Origin of the sequence: Vibrio sp. 10N.261.52.C11, from assembly GCF_041471405.1 — a bacterium.
Taxonomy (GTDB): domain Bacteria; phylum Pseudomonadota; class Gammaproteobacteria; order Enterobacterales; family Vibrionaceae; genus Vibrio; species Vibrio crassostreae_C.
Genome location: NZ_JBFROI010000014.1, coordinates 123,930 through 141,022 on the forward strand (window position 1 = coordinate 123,930; position 17,093 = coordinate 141,022).

Here is a 17,093-nt window from a genome sequence, read left to right on the forward strand (position 1 = left end):
TTTCTTTTTGGATCCCTAGCCAGTTGAACAGTTGAACAGCTGATTAGGCTTTAGCTCTTGGGTATTCCAACTTTTGGAGGTTTCATGTCAAATCAAACGGCAAAGTTTGTTGAAGGTTCAACGATGCGCCACATATTGGTGATGTCGGGGGCTGGCTCTGTCGGTTTGATGGCGTTATTTGTGGTCGATCTGCTCGACATGCTGTTTATCAGTATGCTCGGACAGGTTGAATTGGCTGCTGCGGTAGGCTTTGCAGGTACGCTGACTTTCTTTTCTACCTCCGTTTCTATCGGTACTTCCATTGCCATGGGCGCATTAGTGTCCAAAGCCATCGGCTCCAAGAATCAAGAGCACGCTCGAAACCTAAGCACCAGTATCATGCTGACTGCGTTTGTTATCAGTTCAACCATAACTGCAATCATGTTCGCTTATATTCCAGAGCTGCTAGCCGCGATAGGCGCCAAAGGCATTGCAGCCGAACGCGCTCAAGCTTACCTACAGATTTTGCTACCTAGTGGTCCATTTTTGGCGTTAGCGATGGCAGCGGGTGCGGGCTTAAGAGCGGCAGGTGATGCTAAGCGTTCGATGTGGGCAACTTTGTCTGGCGGCATTGTTAACGCGATTCTCGATCCTCTGTTTATTTTTGGTTTTGGTTGGAACATCGAAGGGGCGGCTATCGCTTCGGTTGTCGCTCGTTTCTCGGTGCTATTCTTTTCGCTTTATCCTCTTATTCGCAGCCATCAGCTGGTAGCTCCGCCTTCTTTTGTGCAATGGCGCATTAATATTCGACCAATATTGGCGATTGCGCTGCCTGCGATTATCACCAATACCGCAACGCCTATCGGTAATGCGATTGTAACAACGGGTATCGCACAATATGGTGAGGATTTTGTCGCGGGCTTTGCCGTGATAGGTCGTCTGACGCCAGTTTGTTTTGCGGTTATCTTTGCCTTGTCTGGCGCTGTGGGGCCAATCATTGGTCAGAACTTTGGTGCTGAACGCATGGACCGAGTAAAAGAAACACTCAATAACTCATTGCTGGTTACTACGGCATACACCATCGCTGTTTGTATTCTGTTGTACTTCGTTCAAGGTTATGTCATTCAAGGCTTTAGCTTACAAGGTGATGCAGCAATCATTGTGGCGGCTTTCTGTACCTATGTGGCGTTAACCTTCACCTTTAACGGTGCACTATTTGTTGCCAACACGTCTTTCAACAACCTAGGTAAACCGCTTTACTCGACAGCATTGAATTTGGGTAAAGCGACGTTAGGTACTCTGCCGTTCGTATATCTAGGTTCGCAATGGTATGGCGCTTTGGGTGTTCTCTATGGTCAAGCTTTGGGTAATGTTTTGTTCGGAATTTTAGGTATCTTGGTGCTTCGACATCATATCGCTGAACTGATGCAAGGATCTCAAGTTGATCCAGTGGAAGATGATGTGTCGATTGTCAGCTTGAACACTCAGCCATTCTGTTCACACGATGCGGTTCTTATTGATGATGTATCCGCTAACCGTGAAGAGTGTGCGGAGCTTAAATCTCAGTAAGCCATCGGCGCTGGCATAATATTTTTGTTTTCTTGAAAACTTCTTCTTGACCTTGGAGTAGCCTCCAAGGTTTATACTTTTGATGAACTTAAGGTTCTGTTGCTCGTAAGTTAGCAACAACCTCAAGGCTTTTGAGTATTAAGGAGATACATTATGTGCGCAAAACATGCAGCGTGCCGCTCAGAAAAAGTGGACGTTCAACCTCAAGCGGCAGGAGCAAGTTGCTCTAGCCCTAAAATTTCAAGCATCACAGCAGCAGGTACTTCATCTGGTTGTTGTAGCTCTTCTGCTGCTTCGTCATCGTCTGGAGATGATTGTTGTAGTTCGTCGGATAGTGGAGAAGAAGACAGTCAGTCCTCAACTTTATCTCTCGATGCCAAATTTTCGAAAAGTTGGCTGGTTGCCGGAATGGACTGCCCAGCTTGTGCAAGAAAAATAGAAAACGCGATCAGCAATATTGACGGTGTTATTCAAGCGAAGGTTCTCTTTGCTACCGAAAAGCTGGTTGTGAAATTCGATAATGAAAGCCTTGCTGACACCATTGAACAGGTCTCTATCAAAACGGGTTTCCCTCTTACGGAAGTCGGTTCAAAGAAAGAAAAACAACAACCTGAGACTTTTTGGCAAGCTTATATCCAACCTAATTTACAGATTATCGCGATTGCAGCGGCAATGCTGTTTGCGGCGCTTGTAAAAATCACCTCACCTCAATTAAGTGAAGGCTTGTTTACGGTAACTTGTCTGCTTGGTTTATATCCGGTGGCGAAGAAAGCGGTTCAGCTGGCGCGTTCAGGTACACCGTTTGCTATTGAAACCTTAATGAGTGTTGCCGCGCTGGGTGCTTTGTACCTTGGCGAAACTGCGGAAGCAGCGATGGTTCTATTGTTGTTCTTGATTGGTGAGCGCTTAGAAGCGTTTGCTTCATCAAGAGCAAGAAGTGGCGTTCAAGCGCTAATGGCATTGGTACCAGAAAACGCGACTAAGATCATCAACGGCGAGCGTGTAGAAGTAGCAGTCAGTGAACTGGTTCCAGGTGATGTGATTGAAGTGGCCGCGGGCTCTCGTTTACCTGCTGACGGCCAATTGATTACAGACGCGGCAAGCTTTGATGAAAGTGCGTTAACCGGTGAATCTGTTCCTGTTGAACACATCGAAGGCAATAGCATCATGGCTGGCGCTGTGGTGGTCGATAAAGTGGTTCGTATCACCATCACTTCAAAACAGGGTGAGAACGCGATCGATCGCATTCTTCATCTGATTGAAGAAGCAGAGTCTCGTAAAGCACCACTAGAGCGATTCCTCGATAAGTTCAGCCGTTGGTACACACCGTTAATGATGGTAGTGGCTCTGTTGGTCATCATCACACCACCATTGTTGTTTGCGCAGCCATGGGAAACATGGGTTTACCGTGGCCTAGCGCTATTGTTGATTGCTTGTCCGTGTGCCTTGGTTATCTCGACTCCTGCAGCGATTACCTCTGGCTTAGCAGCAGCAGCGAAACGTGGCGCGCTCATTAAAGGCGGCGCAGCGCTAGAGCAGCTTGGTAAAATCCAAACCATCGCCTTCGATAAGACAGGCACACTGACCGAAGGTAAGCCTCAGGTTACGGATATTCAACCTCTATCGGGGTGGCAACAAGACGCGATGCTGCGTGTGGTTGGGGCGATTGAAGTTGGCTCTACTCACCCGTTGGCGCAGTCACTTGTCGCTAAAGTAAAAGACCTGAATATAGAGATTCCTGAATCACACAACAAGAAAGCGTTGATTGGTAGTGGTGTTGAAGGGGATGTTGATGGTGTTAAGTATCAGGTTCTGTCACCGTCTAAAGTCACGTTCGAACTTGGTGCCGATGTGGTTTCTCAGGTAGAAGCATTAGAAGGTGAGGGCAAGACGGTTGTGGTTGCTCTTGAGGTTAAAGATCAAGAAGAATCAACAGAGCAAGCTACGACGGTGATTGGTCTGATTGCTTGGCAAGATACGTTACGCAGTGACGCTAAGCTTGCGATTGAACGACTTAATGAATTAGGTATTCAATCTATCATGTTGACCGGCGATAATCCGCGCAGTGCAGCAGCGATCAGTAGCAAGATTGGTATGCAGTACAAGGCAAGCCTATTGCCAAGCGACAAGGTATCTTACGTTGAGGAGTTATCTCAACAGTCGCACGTGGCGATGGTCGGTGATGGCATTAATGATGCACCAGCAATGAAAACGGCGAATGTCGGCATCGCAATGGGTGGTGGTACGGATGTCGCTTTGGAAACGGCGGATTCAGCACTGACTCATAACCGTTTAACTGAGCTGCCAGCGATGATTGAACTGTCGCAAGCGACCATGAACAACATCCGTCAAAACGTAGCCCTTGCGCTTGGTTTGAAGGTCGTATTCTTGGTGACAAGCTTGTTAGGTATTACCGGTTTGTGGGTGGCAGTTTTAGCGGATAGTGGTGCAACTGCATTGGTGACATTGAACGCATTGCGTCTGCTTCGATTTAAATCTAAAGCGTACTAAATCGAGCTCACCGACATAGAGCATTCTTAATATAAAAGCGCCTTTAGCGGTAATACGTTAAAGGCGCTTTTTGTCTCATTAGTATGCAACATAGGCGTGCGGATTGCTTATTTTTGTGATGCCAATCGGTTTTTTCTGAAACTTGAATTATTGTTGCGATCATTCATGTGACATGTATCACTTCATTTTGTAATGAGCTTGGTTAGAGTGTGTTCGTACCCCACGAATTTACTATGAGCTTAAATAAGGGTAAAAAGCCCAATAAGCCAAAAGGAGCGAACTATGTCTCAAGCTGTTTTCCACTTAGGTGTTACTGAAGCAGATCTTAACGGTGCTACTCTTGCGATCATCCCTGGTGATCCTGCTCGTGTGCAAAAAATTGCAGAAGAGATGGAGAACCCAGTATTCCTTGCTAGTCACCGTGAATACACGCTTTACCGCGCAGAGCTAGACGGCAAACCAGTTGTTGTATGTTCAACAGGTATTGGTGGTCCATCGACTTCTATCGCAGTTGAAGAGCTTGCTCAACTTGGTGTTCGCACTTTCCTACGTGTTGGTACGACTGGTGCTATCCAACCTCACGTAAACGTGGGTGACATGATTGTTTCTACAGGTTCTGTTCGTCTAGACGGCGCTAGCCTACACTTTGCTCCTATGGAGTTCCCAGCAGTGGCTGACTTTGAAGTTGCAACAGCAATGAAAGCGGCAGTTGATGAATCAGGTGCAACAGTTCACATGGGCGTAACGGCATCAAGCGATACGTTCTACCCAGGTCAAGAGCGTTACGACACGTTCTCTGGTCGCGTTGTTAAGCGCTTCCAAGGCTCTATGCAAGAATGGCAAGACATGGGCGTTCTAAACTTCGAGATGGAATCTGCAACACTGCTAACTATGTGTGCAAGTTCTGGTCTGAAAGCAGGTTGTGTTGCTGGTGTAATCATCAACCGTACTCAAAAAGAGACGCCTGATCACGACACTCTAAAAGTAACAGAAGCACGTTCAATCAAAGTGGTTGTAGAAGCCGCTCGTAAAATGCTTTAAGTCTTAAAGTGCTCTGAGTTTTAGAGAGCATTAAGTCTTCAAGTGACATTAAATTTTGAAAATGGCCGCATCGTATGATGCGGCCATTTTTTTGTGCCGTCTGAAAGTAATCAATAGAGAAAACAGACAACAAAAAAGGCGAGTGACTTAATCGTCATTCGCCTTTTTAACAATCTGCTTAAGAGCATTGAGCTCTCATGAGCTTATTGGTTTTTAGTACTCTAGATCTTCACTGCCACCCGCAGCTGTAAACCATGCCGTTAGGTGTGTTTTAAGATCTTTCAATTCGTCAGGGCCAATCAATGCAAGGCCAAGATCTTCAGCTCGTGTGATGTCGTTATGGCGAAGAGGGCGGAAGCTCACTAACATTGCACGTGCTTGTAGGCCACCTAGCAGGTCTCTAAGCGATTCCAGTTTGTACAAGGTGTCATCACCATCATCACGCATGCCTTTGGTCTTACATTCGATGATGTGCAGCTTATTGTTCACCACAGAGGCAACATCAAGCTCGTTACGAACCTCACGTTCACCCAGTTGACGGTATACCTGAACATTCAAAGAACGGTCTTGAATGGTCGGCATGTCATCTTGGATCTGCTTAACTGTGCTGTGAACCAATGTTTCAAGCCATTCACCGTTTGAGAAGCGGCGCGCGTCTTCGTTGGCAAAGGTCAAAATACCATTGTCGTAAGTCGCAATTTTAGCTTCAACCAAATCGCTCAGCAGCATGTTGAGCTCGCGATAGCCTTGTTGCTTCTCAGATAGGCCTACATCAAGTTTTTGTTCTTTACGGCAGGTCGTTGCTAGGTAGTTCAATGTCGCAAGGCCAGGGCCTAGTTCGAGTGCGTTACTTGCCCAACGTTCACCCAGTTCATAAAGTTTCTGATCCAGTTGCGGAGACAGCTGAACATCGCTGAATTCACCGCGAGCACCGAACACAGTCAGGTAGTCGTCGATGGTGATGCGGTCTTGAACTTGTGCATCTTCTTTACCATTTGGGTACAACCAACACAGCTTGTCACTGTTTGGTTCAACCACGAAGATTGGCCAGTGGTAAGTACGGAATACTTCGTACACAGAAAGTAGGCGGTGACGAAGGCCACAACTTGCGTTGAGCTTCACTTCTTGACCGCGTGCTTTGAGGTCTTCGGCAAGGGTTTGGATAGATTCTTTAATGACGGACGTATTTACGATGGTCGGAATTTCGAAAAACTCACTCGTAATGTCGCGCTTATGCAAAACGCTGTCTAAACGTTTGTACATACTGACTTGATTCTTGTCGCCGATAAACACGATGTGGGTGCTGACCGTTCGGTTATCAAGTAATGGGGTGAGCAAGCGAATGGGGTCTTGATCGATAATGCCAACATGAACAGCCATATAAATTCCTTAATAGCGGCTCGCTCATAAAGGTGAAAGAAAAAACGGGAAGCAGCAAGCCTTAATAATCATATAATGACAAAGCTCATAAAAAACAAGGGCAACCCTTGATAAAAGTTGCCCTAGCTCAATTAGTTACCACTATTGGGTAAGAAGTCTCAACAATCTCACTAAATATCTATCGATTCTTCATTTATCTATAGTTTGAATTGATGTACTAAATCACCTTGCTGATTCGCCAAAATTGTTAGGTTTTGGCTGGCTTCTGCAATTGAAGACATCGCTTGGTAACTCTTATCTGCGATATGGTTGATGTCTTCGATGTTGCGTGCAATATCACCAGACGTTTCACTCTGCTCAGCGGCTGCTTGAGAGATGTGTGTACTCATGTGGCTGATCTCTAGAATCAAGGCTTGGATCTCTTCCATCGCACTGTTTGCACTTGAAGCTTGTTGAACCGACATGTCCATATCGGTCATACAGCTTTCAATAACGTTGCTTGCCGTTTTCGAGCTTGATTGCAGATTGCTGATCATAGTCTCGATTTCAGAGGTTGATTGAGTGGTCTTCTGTGCTAGCACTCGTACTTCATCGGCAACGACTGCAAAACCACGACCTTGTTCACCTGCACGCGCTGCTTCGATTGCCGCATTAAGTGCAAGTAGGTTGGTCTGTTCAGCAATACCACGAATAACGTCAAGGATTGAACCAATCTGGCTACTCATCTGTTGTAGCTCGCCTACAGCGCCCACTGATTCAGTAAGGCGAACTTCAAGCTGATTAATGGTGCTGATGTTGGTGTTCATGATCTGACGACCAGACTCAGAAGCCGATTCTACTTGTTGAACCATGGTGAGTGAGCTTTGCGCGCTGTTCGCCACTTCTTGTACAGAATGAGACATCTCTGTCATTGCGGTCGCAACAGTCGCGGTTTGCTCACGTTGGCTGTTCAATTGAGCCTGCGTTTCAGATGACGTCTTCTGGTTGACGCTTGCAGTCTTAGTTAAGTCATCTGAAGCGTCATTCAGCTTCACAAGGATGTTGTGTAGGTTGTCAGCCAAGGTGTTGATGTGACGGCTCACGCGGCTGAATTCGTTGTCGTAGCGAATATCGATACGCTGAGTCATATCGCCTTCGGTTAGACCTTCTAACGTACCGAGGATGCGAGTTAATGGCTCTCGTACGCTATGTGCAATGTGGTAACCAATTGCAGCTGCGAACACGGTTACAACAATGCCAATTGCAATCGCGTTGAATAGGCCTTTGTCGTAGATGCTGCTTGCGTCTGCTAGTGATGAGTTGAGTTGCTCTTCAGCAGTTACGTTGAACGAGTCCAAAACAGCCATTGCTTGGTCAACTTCTACAGCTAGGTTGGCGATGTTCACGTACAGCGCTTGCTTGGCTTGTAGGTAGTTGTTGTGTTTGTCTAGTACGCCACCTTTCTGACCAACGTCTTTGGTGAACTTCTGAACCGACTCATCGAAGACATTCTTAAGTGCTGGTAGTTGTGTTGATAGGCCGCGATAAGCGTAGTTAAGATGAGTAACGGCCTTTTTGTTTTGGTTAACGGCTTTCTGAACGAAGGCAACATCAGAGCTCGCAAGTGCATCAGAGGTGATGACTTCTGCATCTTGCAGTTTAATGAAGTAGCTCTTTGCCATCACTTTTACAGAGATGCTTTTTTGGTCGGCGACGTACTCTTTCATGCCAACGGTTAATTCTGAATGTAAACGTTGGAAGTCACGAGAGGCTTTTTGCACTTGTTCTTGCGCTTCGAACATCGCAACGTAGTTGTTCATCGCTTCGTCAGCTTCGGCGAAGTAGCGTTCTTCCATTGCTCTTAATTGCGCGATACGTTCAATAAGTGAAGCATTGTTTTGGCTTGCCGCTTCTAAACTACCGAGAACTTCTGAAAACGAGTTTTGTGATGCAGCAAATTCTGTACGCATTGCAGACATGCGTTCAGCGTTTTGTGTGGTTAAGAAATCTTTGAATGACTTATCAGCAGAAAGCAATTGAACACTTGTTTGATTTGAAAGCGCAACAAGTGGCAATGAGGTTTCTGAGACACTCTCAAAATTGCTGTGTATCTGATTCATGCTGTTCATCATGATGGTTATCGTGACTGCGAACATGATGATGATCAGTGCGAAACCAGCGTACATACGCTTGATCACAGATCCCTTCATGGCTTTCTCCCTAAATAAAAATGCAGACCTAATGTCAGGTCAAAGTAAAACTAACAAAATTGTCAGCATTCTATTGAGCTCGGCTTACGCGTTTTATGACGCATACGTCAAAAATAACGCTCAGTTATAACCAACATGCCATTCTTGAGAGCTAAGGCTCGTTTTCTTTGATTTGAACGGTGTTTTTTATTATGCTTTAAAGCAGATTTATTGTGGTTTGATGCGGCATAGCGCATACTCAAAGCATTAAAAAATAAATGTTTTATCGGAGAGAAACATGGCTGAAGAAACCATTTTTACTAAGATCATCAACAAAGAAATCCCAGCAGATCTACTATACCAAGACGATTTAGTAACCGCATTCCGCGATATTAACCCTCGTGCGCCAAGCCATATCCTAATCATCCCAAACAAGCTGATTCCGACAACCAACGATGTTGAAGTCGAAGATGAAGCGATGATGGGGCGCATGTTTACTGTTGCTCGTAAGTTAGCAAAAGAAGAAGGCATCGCAGAAGATGGCTATCGTCTTATCGTGAACTGTAACTCTCACGGTGGCCAAGAGGTTTATCATATTCACATGCACTTGGTTGGTGGTCGTCCACTTGGCCCCCTATTAATGAGCTAATGAAAAGCTAACGAGTTAATGAAAGCTAATGAGCTAGTTTAAACGCGCTCATTAGTGGGTTAACACAAGTAGTTAGTTGGAAAATTTGTAGTTTGTATGCCAACTTTAAGTTCTATCTGTTGTCTGAATGTCGGCATCGCTTAGGCAGAGGCTATATCAGTAGGATTTCAACTGGCTTGAGATCCTTTTTACAACACGTTTCGTTTTGATAATGAGACCATTAAAGGTCAGCAGACCCTAATAAAGTAGGCATTTTAAACATGCACGGAGACGATAAGTGAAGCAACAGTTTAGATTCGCTTCCATTGCCCTGTTATCGGCGTTGACCGTAGGTTGTGCGAGTATGTCTGCAGGAAGCCTGTTCAGTCATTACAGCGCGCAAAACAAAGAGATCTACCAAGCCGTTAAATCTGGAGATTATTCAGAGGCTCAACAAGAGCTACCAGATTACGCTGCGGGTGACATCCTTGATAACTTTGAAAGAGGTAGAATTAACCTTCTGGATCAGCAATACCCAGAGAGTAAGTCTTCGTTTGAAGTGGCGGATCAGGCGGTAACTGAGCAGCAAAGAAAAGCCGTTATCTCGATTTCAGACAGTGCGACCAGCGTGGGTGCGTTGGCGGTGAATGATAATATTACCGAGTATGTGCCAGCCGATTATGAACTGGGGTTTCTTCATCTGTATCTCGGTTTAAATTATCTCAAGAAAAACGATTTAGAAGGTGCGGTGATTGAAATGCGTCGCGCCAACCAAGTTCAAGAACAAGCAAAGAAGCAACGTGAAGCTGAGTTAGACCGTGCAGCCAGCGATGCGAAGAAGCAGGGGTTGTCTGCCAATGTGGGTAGCATCCTTGCTAATTACCCTGATGCGGGTAAAAAGCTGCAGTCAGTACAGAATGCGTATCTGATGTTCTTGTCTGGTCTGCTTTATGAAGCTTCAAATGATTTAAACAGTGCCTATGTTGACTATCGTCGTGCTTTGGCTGTGATGCCAGATAACCAAGAAATCATCGACAGAACGATGGCAACTGCCGCACGTTTAGGGATGCGACAAGATTTAGCGACATTAGAAAAACGCTATAAGCAGTCTTCTAAACTTAGTACAGGTGAAGGGCGAGTGATTGTTCTTCAAGAGCAGAGCGCTGTACAAGCTATGGACAGTTGGCGACTAGATTTACCTGTTTATGACAGTCGCGATCAGGGGGCAATATACTCTCTTGCGCTGCCCTATTACCCGAGTCAAAACGTAGAGCGTTTTTCTGCCTTGCGAATCAGCGGACAACCTTTACAAGAACACCTGATCACGGATGTAAACGCGATGGCTCAGAATGATTTATCTGAACGTATGACGAGCATTGTTATTCGCCAAGCGCTACGTGTAGTCGCGAAAGATCGCATTCGTAAAGAAGCAACCAAAGGCAACGATGTCGGCAATATCTTGTTCAATGTGTGGAATACATTCACCGAACAACCAGATACTCGCAGTTGGCAATCTCTACCGGCTGAGATTAAGAGCAGCACGTTCGTAGCAAACAGCGGTCAATATACGCTAGAAGCGGGCGCTAAAACGTATGACTTTGATATCCGAGAAGGGCAGACCACTTTGGTGTGGATTTCTCGACAAGGTAACAACGCAACAATGTGGCATAAACAGCTAGGGAGGCTGTAATGAAAAAGTGGTTAGTGAGTTTAGCAGCGGTTATGGCTCTGGCTGGTTGTGCTGATAATACAGCTGGCGTAAGGGTTGATAGTCTGACTCAGAACGTTTTCTTTGGTGACAAGGTATTGGGCAGCCGTTTACAGGTTGAAGATATCCGTACCGATCTGGTCGACGGTCATACGCGCGGAATCGTTCGTTTAAACAGTAACTATAAAGGCGATCAACATATCCTTTATCGTTTTTACTGGTACGACGATGCCGGGCTTGAGGTCAATCTAAAACAAGGCCCTTGGAAGCAAGCCATTGTTCGTGGTTTTGAAAGCATTTCGTTGTCGGAAGTGTCGGTAAACCCGAAAGCAACTCAGTTCAGAGTCCAGTTCCGAGAGCAGTAAGTCTGATAAAACGGGTCTAATGATTCGTAAATACAAGAATTTAAGAGTGTGGGTAACCCCGCTCAGTGATAAGTTGAGGAAACAAAATGAAAAAGAGTGTCGTTGCGCTACTAGGTTTAGCGGTTATTTTAGGCGGTTGTTCAAACAAGGTAAGCTACGGTGATGCACAAGCAGTAGAAACCACGACAATCGATTTCGGTTCAACTGACCTTCAAACGATTGCGGGTGAAATGGTCGATAGCATGATGGCGTCTGGTTCAGTGTCTTACATTACTCGAGAGCAACGTCCAATCGTGTTCGTAGAGCGAATCAAGAACAAGACAAGTGAGCACATCGATACTGAGTCAATCACTGACACTATCAGTACTAAAATGCTGAATTCTGGTAAGTTCCGTTTCGTTGATATGGACCGTGTAGAGTCTGTTCGTGACCAATTGAACTTCCAAAACAATGATGAGCTTGTAAATCAAAGCTCAGCAATTCAATTCGGTAAAATGGTCGGTGCTCAATACATGCTGTACGGCAACCTATCAAGCATCGTTAAGAAAGACGGTAGCGACGAAGACGTTTACTACAAAATGACGATGCGTCTAATGGATCTTGAGTCTGGCTTGATTGAATGGGCTGACGAGACTGAAATCCGTAAGCAACAATCTAAGAGCCTACTAGGCCTTTAATTTCGCTTACTTGCCAACTAAACGCAGCCAGTTTTGACAGCGTCTAGCTTGGCCACACATAGCTTGGTCACACGCCAATGCAGTGCATGATGTGCTGTTTATGAAGAGACACTGGCTTTTGGTCAGTGTCTTTTTTGTAGGGAAATGAAGACGTTTATAGGGAGTAAATATGGCAATTTTTTCTTGGTCTGAGGCTAAGCTTCTTGATACCAGTTTGAGTTCGCTTGATGGTTACTTTTCTGAGCCACCTGTTAGAGCTCAAACGCTGACCGGCGGGTTGACCAATCGATGTTGGAAGTTGGTGTTAGCCGATGGCACCGCGTATGTTTGGCGGCCCACCACTCCTATCACCAAAGCTTTCTTTATCTCTCGTCATGAAGAGTATCAAGTGCTTTCCGCAATTGAGCGTCTAGGTATTGGACCAAGTCCAATAGTGGTCAATGAGCAAGGCTTATTGGTTGAATGGATTGCGGGTGAGACGCTTTACGAAGGCTTAGAGCTTGATGATTTGTTGAAGACTCTGATCTCAGTGCATCTGGTGAATACCGCGCGATTACCACTCCAACCGTTCAGTTTCACAGCGCGAGTCGATCATTACTGGCTGCAGCTTGATGCGATTCATAAGACCGAAGCCTGCACTAAGATTTATCAAGAGTGGCGCGTGGCTCCGAGTATTACCAATGTTGACCTGTCTTTGTGCCATTTTGACTTAGGTGGTTATAACCTAGTGAGAAACAGTGACTGCATTAAGATTATTGATTGGGAATACGCTGCGCTCGCAGACCCTAGGCTCGATTTGACATTAACCATTGCGGTTGCTGGCGCGCAAGTCACAGAAGCGGTTGAGAAGTACTGTCAGCTGCGAGGAATCCATGATGTTCAGCCTTGGCTTGATGGTGTAGAAGCATGGTTACCAAGAAGCCAGATGATGGCGATGCTATGGTATTTACTTGCTCATCAGCTTTGGGGCGATGAAAGTTATCTGCGTGAAGCGGAGGCTCTGAGTCACACTTTATGTAGCTAGGATCACGTTTAGGAAGTGAAAAATATAATTTCTCAGCTGTTACCTTTAAAACCTTGTTTTTCGTGTTAGATTGATCAAAACGTACCAATATTCAACGGGGGAGGTACAATGATTATCTATCTACATGGCTTCGACTCAACAAGCCCGGGCAATCACGAAAAAATACTGCAGTTGCAATTCATTGATGATGACGTTCGTTTCATCAACTACAGTACTTTGCATCCAAAACACGATATGCAGCATCTGCTAAAAGAAGTGCATAAGGTGATAGAGCAATCCGATGATCCGCATCCCATTATTTGTGGTGTAGGTTTAGGTGGTTTTTGGTCTGAGCGTATTGGTTTCTTATGTGGGATTAAGCAGGTGGTGTTCAACCCTAATCTGCACCCTGAGAACAACATGGTAGGTCGAATTGACCGTCCAGAAGAGTACGAAGACATCGCAACTAAATGTGTTGCTCAGTACCGTATGAAAAACAAAGGACGCTGTTTAGTGGTGCTTTCTCGTGAAGATGAAATTCACGACAATACCAAAACAGCTGCCGCGCTAGAAGATTACTACGATGTAATCTGGGATGAGAAAGAGAGTCATAAATTCAAAAAGATCTCTCAACATCTTCAAGCAATGAAAGCGTTCAAAAACGCTTAATCAATCCAGATGTTTTATAAAAGCAGTGCTCAATGAGTGCTGCTTTTTCACATCTGAATCTTAGAGATTGGTATTGATAAAGTAGTTGTATATGTTTTATCGGTCGGTTTGTGCATTTATAGATCAGTTTGCGCAAACGTTAACTAATTAGTCGCGAATCCTCATTGAGGGTAAGGATTTTTTTGTTGCGGTCATCTTTTTGCTATATATAATGTTCCCAAGCAAAATATTTTGACAAATATCAAAAAAAATTGAGAGCGAGTGAAAAAACTTGCCCATAATTTGTGTTCTGCCTCTCAGGTAGTCACCTTTTTTATCCACGTGAGCAAAGCAACAAACCATTATTTGTTGTTTGTAACCCCTCTAACTACTCGGTGAGCTGTCGTTATTCTTTTTCGCGGTAACCCAATTTGTAACAGCCTTCGCATTCAAGGCCGAGTAGATACATAGAATTTATCGGTTGGAGTAATCGAGCCGAACCCCATTTATTCATTTTGTAGAGGATTGTCATTGTGACAAAAATTATCGTAGTAGGCGGCGGTGCTGGTGGTTTAGAACTAGCAACTAAGCTAGGCCGCACTTTAGGTCGTAAGAAACGTGCCCAGATTACTCTGGTAGACCGTAAAGCAAGCCACCTATGGAAACCATTACTTCATGAAGTAGCAACGGGCTCACTGGATGAAGGTGTTGATGCATTAAGCTACCGTGCGCACGCAAAAAACCATTACTTCGATTTCCAAATGGGCAGCCTGAACGACATCGATCGTGAGCGTAAAGTGATTGCACTAAGCGAGCTTACAGACGAGCACGGTGAACTGCTGATGCCAAGCCGTGAACTTGAATACGATATTCTAGTGATGGCGCTAGGCTCAACGTCAAACGACTTCAACACTCCAGGCGTTCGTGACAACTGTATTTTCCTTGATAGCCCAGAGCAAGCACACCGTTTCCGTACAGAAATGAACAATCAGTTCTTAAAGCTTCACGCTAAGAACGGTCAAGGCACGGTAGACATCGCGATTGTTGGTGCTGGTGCAACTGGTGTAGAGCTTTCTGCAGAGCTACACAACGCCGTTAAAGAACTTCGTACTTACGGCTTCGGCGACCTAGATTCAAGCAAGCTGAACGTAAACCTAGTTGAAGCGGGTGAGCGTATTCTTCCAGCTCTACCTCCTCGTATTTCAAGTGCAGCACACTCTGAGCTAACCAAGCTTGGTGTGAACGTTCGTACGAATACGATGGTGACTCAGGCGGATTCTGACGGCCTAACAACCAAAGATGGTGACAAGATCCCAGCTCAAATCATGGTATGGGCAGCAGGTATCAAAGCACCAGATTTCATGAAAGATATCGGTGGTCTTGAAACCAACCGTATCAACCAGTTGGTTGTGAAGAACACGCTGCAAACAACACTGGATGACAACATCTTTGCAATCGGTGACTTGGCGCAATGTACACAAGCAGACGGTTCATTCGTTCCGCCACGTGCACAAGCGGCTCACCAAATGGCAAGCTGTGCATTCAGCAACATCATTGCTAAGTTGAACGGTCGTGACCTGAAAGACTACATCTACAAAGACAAAGGCTCGCTAGTTTCACTCAGCCGTTTCTCTACGGTAGGTAGCTTGATGGGTAACCTGACGAAAGGCTCGATGATGGTCGAAGGTCGTATTGCTCGTGTGGTTTACATCTCTTTGTACCGCATGCACCAGATGGCGCTTCACGGCTTAATCAAAACATCACTGATGATGCTGGTTGGTCGTATTAACCGTGTACTTCGTCCAAACCTAAAGCTTCACTAATCAGGTAAGCCTTCTCAGAGCATTACGCTGATAATAAAAAAGAGCTCTTCGGAGCTCTTTTTTGATCGTGTCGATTATGGATTATCGCAGGTGTTGAACTCATTTCTGCTGTTAAGACGTTGGAGGTAGCACAGAATAAACCACGCCATCTTTCGGCTTACCGTTAAACAGAAATCGATTCTGGGCAATGGTTTCTCGCTCAGCGCCACACTTCTCGATCAACTTTTGGCTGGGTAGGTTCTCGGTATCGCAGACAATCTCCAAACGCGTTAACTTGAGTTGCGCGAAACAAAATTCAAATAGGGCGAACATCGCTTCTTTGGCGATCCCTCTCCTTTGAAAGTCATCACCGACCCAATAACCTAAACTCGCCATATTAAAGGTGTGGTAAAGCTCATTAATGGCAACCATACCGACTAACTTATCGCTTTTTCGTTCAAAGATGCCAAAACCAAACGCATCGGCTTTCACCCAGTTCAGGCGAGTTGCCAGAATAAATTTCTCGGCCTCGACGATAGAAAACTCTTTATGACACCAGTCGACCCATGGCAGCAAGCTAGGGGAGGACTTAACCAGCTGAGAAAATTCTTGAGCATCTGAGGCCTCAATGATTTTAAGGCTAAGATTTTGTGTGTTGATCTGAAATTCAGGGCTCATAGAGCGTACCAAGTAACGTGTAAGTACTGAGCAAAGAAAGTCAGTACAGAATAAAGATAGATAGCACTTAATAAAACGCCCTCACTAGGAGGGCGGATTGAATTATTTATATAATTATAGCCGAATCGGCAAGTAATTTACTGCGCTACACGTCTAACTTGAATCACCATTCCAAGAAGTGGGTGGTCAAGGTAGTGAGTTTCTGTACTGCGCATACGACGTTTTTGGTCCATGCGGTAGCTCTTAAGGAACTCTTGGACTTCAACCGTCGGAGAAATCTCAGTTAGGTTGCCCACTTGGACGTTGCTTTCTGCGCCACTTACTGGTGAATCTAGCTCGATTTGTTGCTCTTGTAGAGTCACTTCACGAACGCTTGGCGCTTTTAAATCTAATGTCGTTTCAGCGTATAGGTAGTGCTGAACGTAGATTTGCAGCTTGCCGTCTAATTCGTAGAGTGGCTTATCAATGGTCTCTTCTTGGAACCCATCAGCGCTGCCTGCAGTGATTGCGCCTTTTTCAGAGCCATCAGCATTAAATTGTTTAGAGAAATCTTTACCTGCTTGAATGTGGAAAACAGGTGCCGAGCTCTTACCTTGGTCGCCTTGACGCCAAGCGGTATGCATCAGAACTTCAAAGCCAGCGTGTTTACGTAGCTTGTCTTTTTGAGGCGTTAACTTATATTCCGAGTAAGGAAGCATTTGAACGCCTTTCTTTGCTCGGTATTGGGTATCTTGAAATGAACCAACACGCTCAAGTGAAATCTTAGGCTGTGTATTTGGCCAAGATTCGTTCACCTTCTCTGCATCAACAGCGCGCTTAAAAATGATCACTTCTATATCAAATTGTCTCTGCGCCAAACTTGGCAGTGAGACGAACAATAGTAGCAGTGGGATCAGTCTTTTCATTTTTACTCCGTCTTCCAGCCGAACTACCGGC

The 17,093-nt window shown here is 45.3% G+C and carries 14 protein-coding genes; 10 read left to right on the forward strand and 4 right to left on the reverse strand.

The features are described 5' to 3' along the window. The first annotated feature begins 84 nt into the window (after positions 1 to 84). From AB4323_RS05945 to udp, 3 genes are all read left to right on the forward strand, one after another. Positions 85 to 1,548, forward strand: coding sequence for an MATE family efflux transporter (locus AB4323_RS05945; protein WP_017065289.1), 1,464 nt, complete (start codon positions 85 to 87; stop codon positions 1,546 to 1,548). A 153-nt stretch (positions 1,549 to 1,701) separates the two neighbouring features. After that, positions 1,702 to 4,059: a zinc/cadmium/mercury/lead-transporting ATPase gene (locus AB4323_RS05950; protein WP_372151915.1), complete on the forward strand. Its 2,358-nt coding sequence runs from the start codon at positions 1,702 to 1,704 to the stop codon at positions 4,057 to 4,059. Between the two features lie 282 nt (positions 4,060 to 4,341). Continuing rightward, positions 4,342 to 5,100: a uridine phosphorylase gene (gene udp, locus AB4323_RS05955; RefSeq protein ID WP_017065292.1), complete on the forward strand. Its 759-nt coding sequence runs from the start codon at positions 4,342 to 4,344 to the stop codon at positions 5,098 to 5,100. A gap of 213 nt (positions 5,101 to 5,313) precedes the next feature. Here udp and AB4323_RS05960 read toward each other — a convergent pair whose 3' ends face one another. Together AB4323_RS05960 and AB4323_RS05965 are read right to left on the reverse strand one after the other, a co-directional pair. Continuing rightward, positions 5,314 to 6,480 (reverse strand): DUF1887 family protein, encoded by a 1,167-nt coding sequence (locus AB4323_RS05960; protein ID WP_017065293.1) that lies wholly within the window; start codon positions 6,478 to 6,480, stop codon positions 5,314 to 5,316. A 197-nt stretch (positions 6,481 to 6,677) separates the two neighbouring features. Next, positions 6,678 to 8,669 carry a methyl-accepting chemotaxis protein gene (locus AB4323_RS05965; protein WP_372109965.1) on the reverse strand — a complete coding sequence of 664 codons (1,992 nt, stop codon included), beginning with the start codon at positions 8,667 to 8,669 and terminating at the stop codon, positions 6,678 to 6,680. A gap of 277 nt (positions 8,670 to 8,946) precedes the next feature. On the opposite strand from AB4323_RS05965, the gene hinT reads away from it, so the two are divergent. From hinT to AB4323_RS06000, 7 genes are all read left to right on the forward strand, one after another. After that, positions 8,947 to 9,297 carry a purine nucleoside phosphoramidase gene (gene hinT, locus AB4323_RS05970; protein WP_017065295.1) on the forward strand — a complete coding sequence of 117 codons (351 nt, stop codon included), beginning with the start codon at positions 8,947 to 8,949 and terminating at the stop codon, positions 9,295 to 9,297. 277 nt (positions 9,298 to 9,574) lie between these two features. Then, complete coding sequence (locus AB4323_RS05975) at positions 9,575 to 10,966, forward strand: hypothetical protein (RefSeq protein WP_280532479.1); 1,392 nt, start codon at positions 9,575 to 9,577, stop codon at positions 10,964 to 10,966. Next, positions 10,966 to 11,349 carry a YcfL family protein gene (locus AB4323_RS05980; RefSeq protein WP_017060222.1) on the forward strand — a complete coding sequence of 128 codons (384 nt, stop codon included), beginning with the start codon at positions 10,966 to 10,968 and terminating at the stop codon, positions 11,347 to 11,349. The genes AB4323_RS05975 and AB4323_RS05980 overlap by 1 nt, the downstream gene beginning before the upstream one ends. A gap of 86 nt (positions 11,350 to 11,435) precedes the next feature. Beyond that, positions 11,436 to 12,026 carry a penicillin-binding protein activator LpoB gene (lpoB, locus tag AB4323_RS05985; protein WP_004736264.1) on the forward strand — a complete coding sequence of 197 codons (591 nt, stop codon included), beginning with the start codon at positions 11,436 to 11,438 and terminating at the stop codon, positions 12,024 to 12,026. Positions 12,027 to 12,195: 169 nt separating this feature from the next. After that, a complete protein-coding gene (locus tag AB4323_RS05990; RefSeq protein WP_102429150.1) occupies positions 12,196 to 13,050 on the forward strand; it encodes a phosphotransferase in 855 nt (284 codons plus the stop codon). Positions 13,051 to 13,158: 108 nt separating this feature from the next. Beyond that, positions 13,159 to 13,698, forward strand: a complete 540-nt coding sequence (gene ycfP, locus AB4323_RS05995) for an alpha/beta hydrolase YcfP (protein WP_009847155.1) — start codon at positions 13,159 to 13,161, stop codon at positions 13,696 to 13,698. A gap of 512 nt (positions 13,699 to 14,210) precedes the next feature. Then, on the forward strand, positions 14,211 to 15,500 hold the full coding sequence (locus AB4323_RS06000) for an NAD(P)/FAD-dependent oxidoreductase (RefSeq protein ID WP_009847154.1): 1,290 nt from the start codon (positions 14,211 to 14,213) through the stop codon (positions 15,498 to 15,500). A gap of 111 nt (positions 15,501 to 15,611) precedes the next feature. Here the strand turns inward: AB4323_RS06000 and AB4323_RS06005 are convergent, their stop codons facing one another. Further along, positions 15,612 to 16,157: a GNAT family N-acetyltransferase gene (locus tag AB4323_RS06005; protein WP_017060225.1), complete on the reverse strand. Its 546-nt coding sequence runs from the start codon at positions 16,155 to 16,157 to the stop codon at positions 15,612 to 15,614. A 137-nt stretch (positions 16,158 to 16,294) separates the two neighbouring features. Next, positions 16,295 to 17,062 (reverse strand): peptidoglycan binding protein CsiV, encoded by a 768-nt coding sequence (locus tag AB4323_RS06010; RefSeq protein ID WP_017065298.1) that lies wholly within the window; start codon positions 17,060 to 17,062, stop codon positions 16,295 to 16,297. Positions 17,063 to 17,093: the final 31 nt, after the last annotated feature.

Bases quoted from the DNA above. Each gene is read 5' to 3' on its own strand.
- AB4323_RS05945 (WP_017065289.1), top strand. From the start codon at position 85: ATGTCAAATCAAACGGCAAAGTTTGTTGAAGGTTCAACGATGCGCCAC.
- AB4323_RS05950 (WP_372151915.1), top strand. From the start codon at position 1,702: ATGTGCGCAAAACATGCAGCGTGCCGCTCAGAAAAAGTGGACGTTCAA.
- udp (WP_017065292.1), top strand. From the start codon at position 4,342: ATGTCTCAAGCTGTTTTCCACTTAGGTGTTACTGAAGCAGATCTTAAC.
- AB4323_RS05960 (WP_017065293.1), bottom strand. From the start codon at position 6,480: ATGGCTGTTCATGTTGGCATTATCGATCAAGACCCCATTCGCTTGCTC.
- AB4323_RS05965 (WP_372109965.1), bottom strand. From the start codon at position 8,669: ATGAAGGGATCTGTGATCAAGCGTATGTACGCTGGTTTCGCACTGATC.
- hinT (WP_017065295.1), top strand. From the start codon at position 8,947: ATGGCTGAAGAAACCATTTTTACTAAGATCATCAACAAAGAAATCCCA.
- AB4323_RS05980 (WP_017060222.1), top strand. From the start codon at position 10,966: ATGAAAAAGTGGTTAGTGAGTTTAGCAGCGGTTATGGCTCTGGCTGGT.
- lpoB (WP_004736264.1), top strand. From the start codon at position 11,436: ATGAAAAAGAGTGTCGTTGCGCTACTAGGTTTAGCGGTTATTTTAGGC.
- AB4323_RS05990 (WP_102429150.1), top strand. From the start codon at position 12,196: ATGGCAATTTTTTCTTGGTCTGAGGCTAAGCTTCTTGATACCAGTTTG.
- ycfP (WP_009847155.1), top strand. From the start codon at position 13,159: ATGATTATCTATCTACATGGCTTCGACTCAACAAGCCCGGGCAATCAC.
- AB4323_RS06005 (WP_017060225.1), bottom strand. From the start codon at position 16,157: ATGAGCCCTGAATTTCAGATCAACACACAAAATCTTAGCCTTAAAATC.
- AB4323_RS06010 (WP_017065298.1), bottom strand. From the start codon at position 17,062: ATGAAAAGACTGATCCCACTGCTACTATTGTTCGTCTCACTGCCAAGT.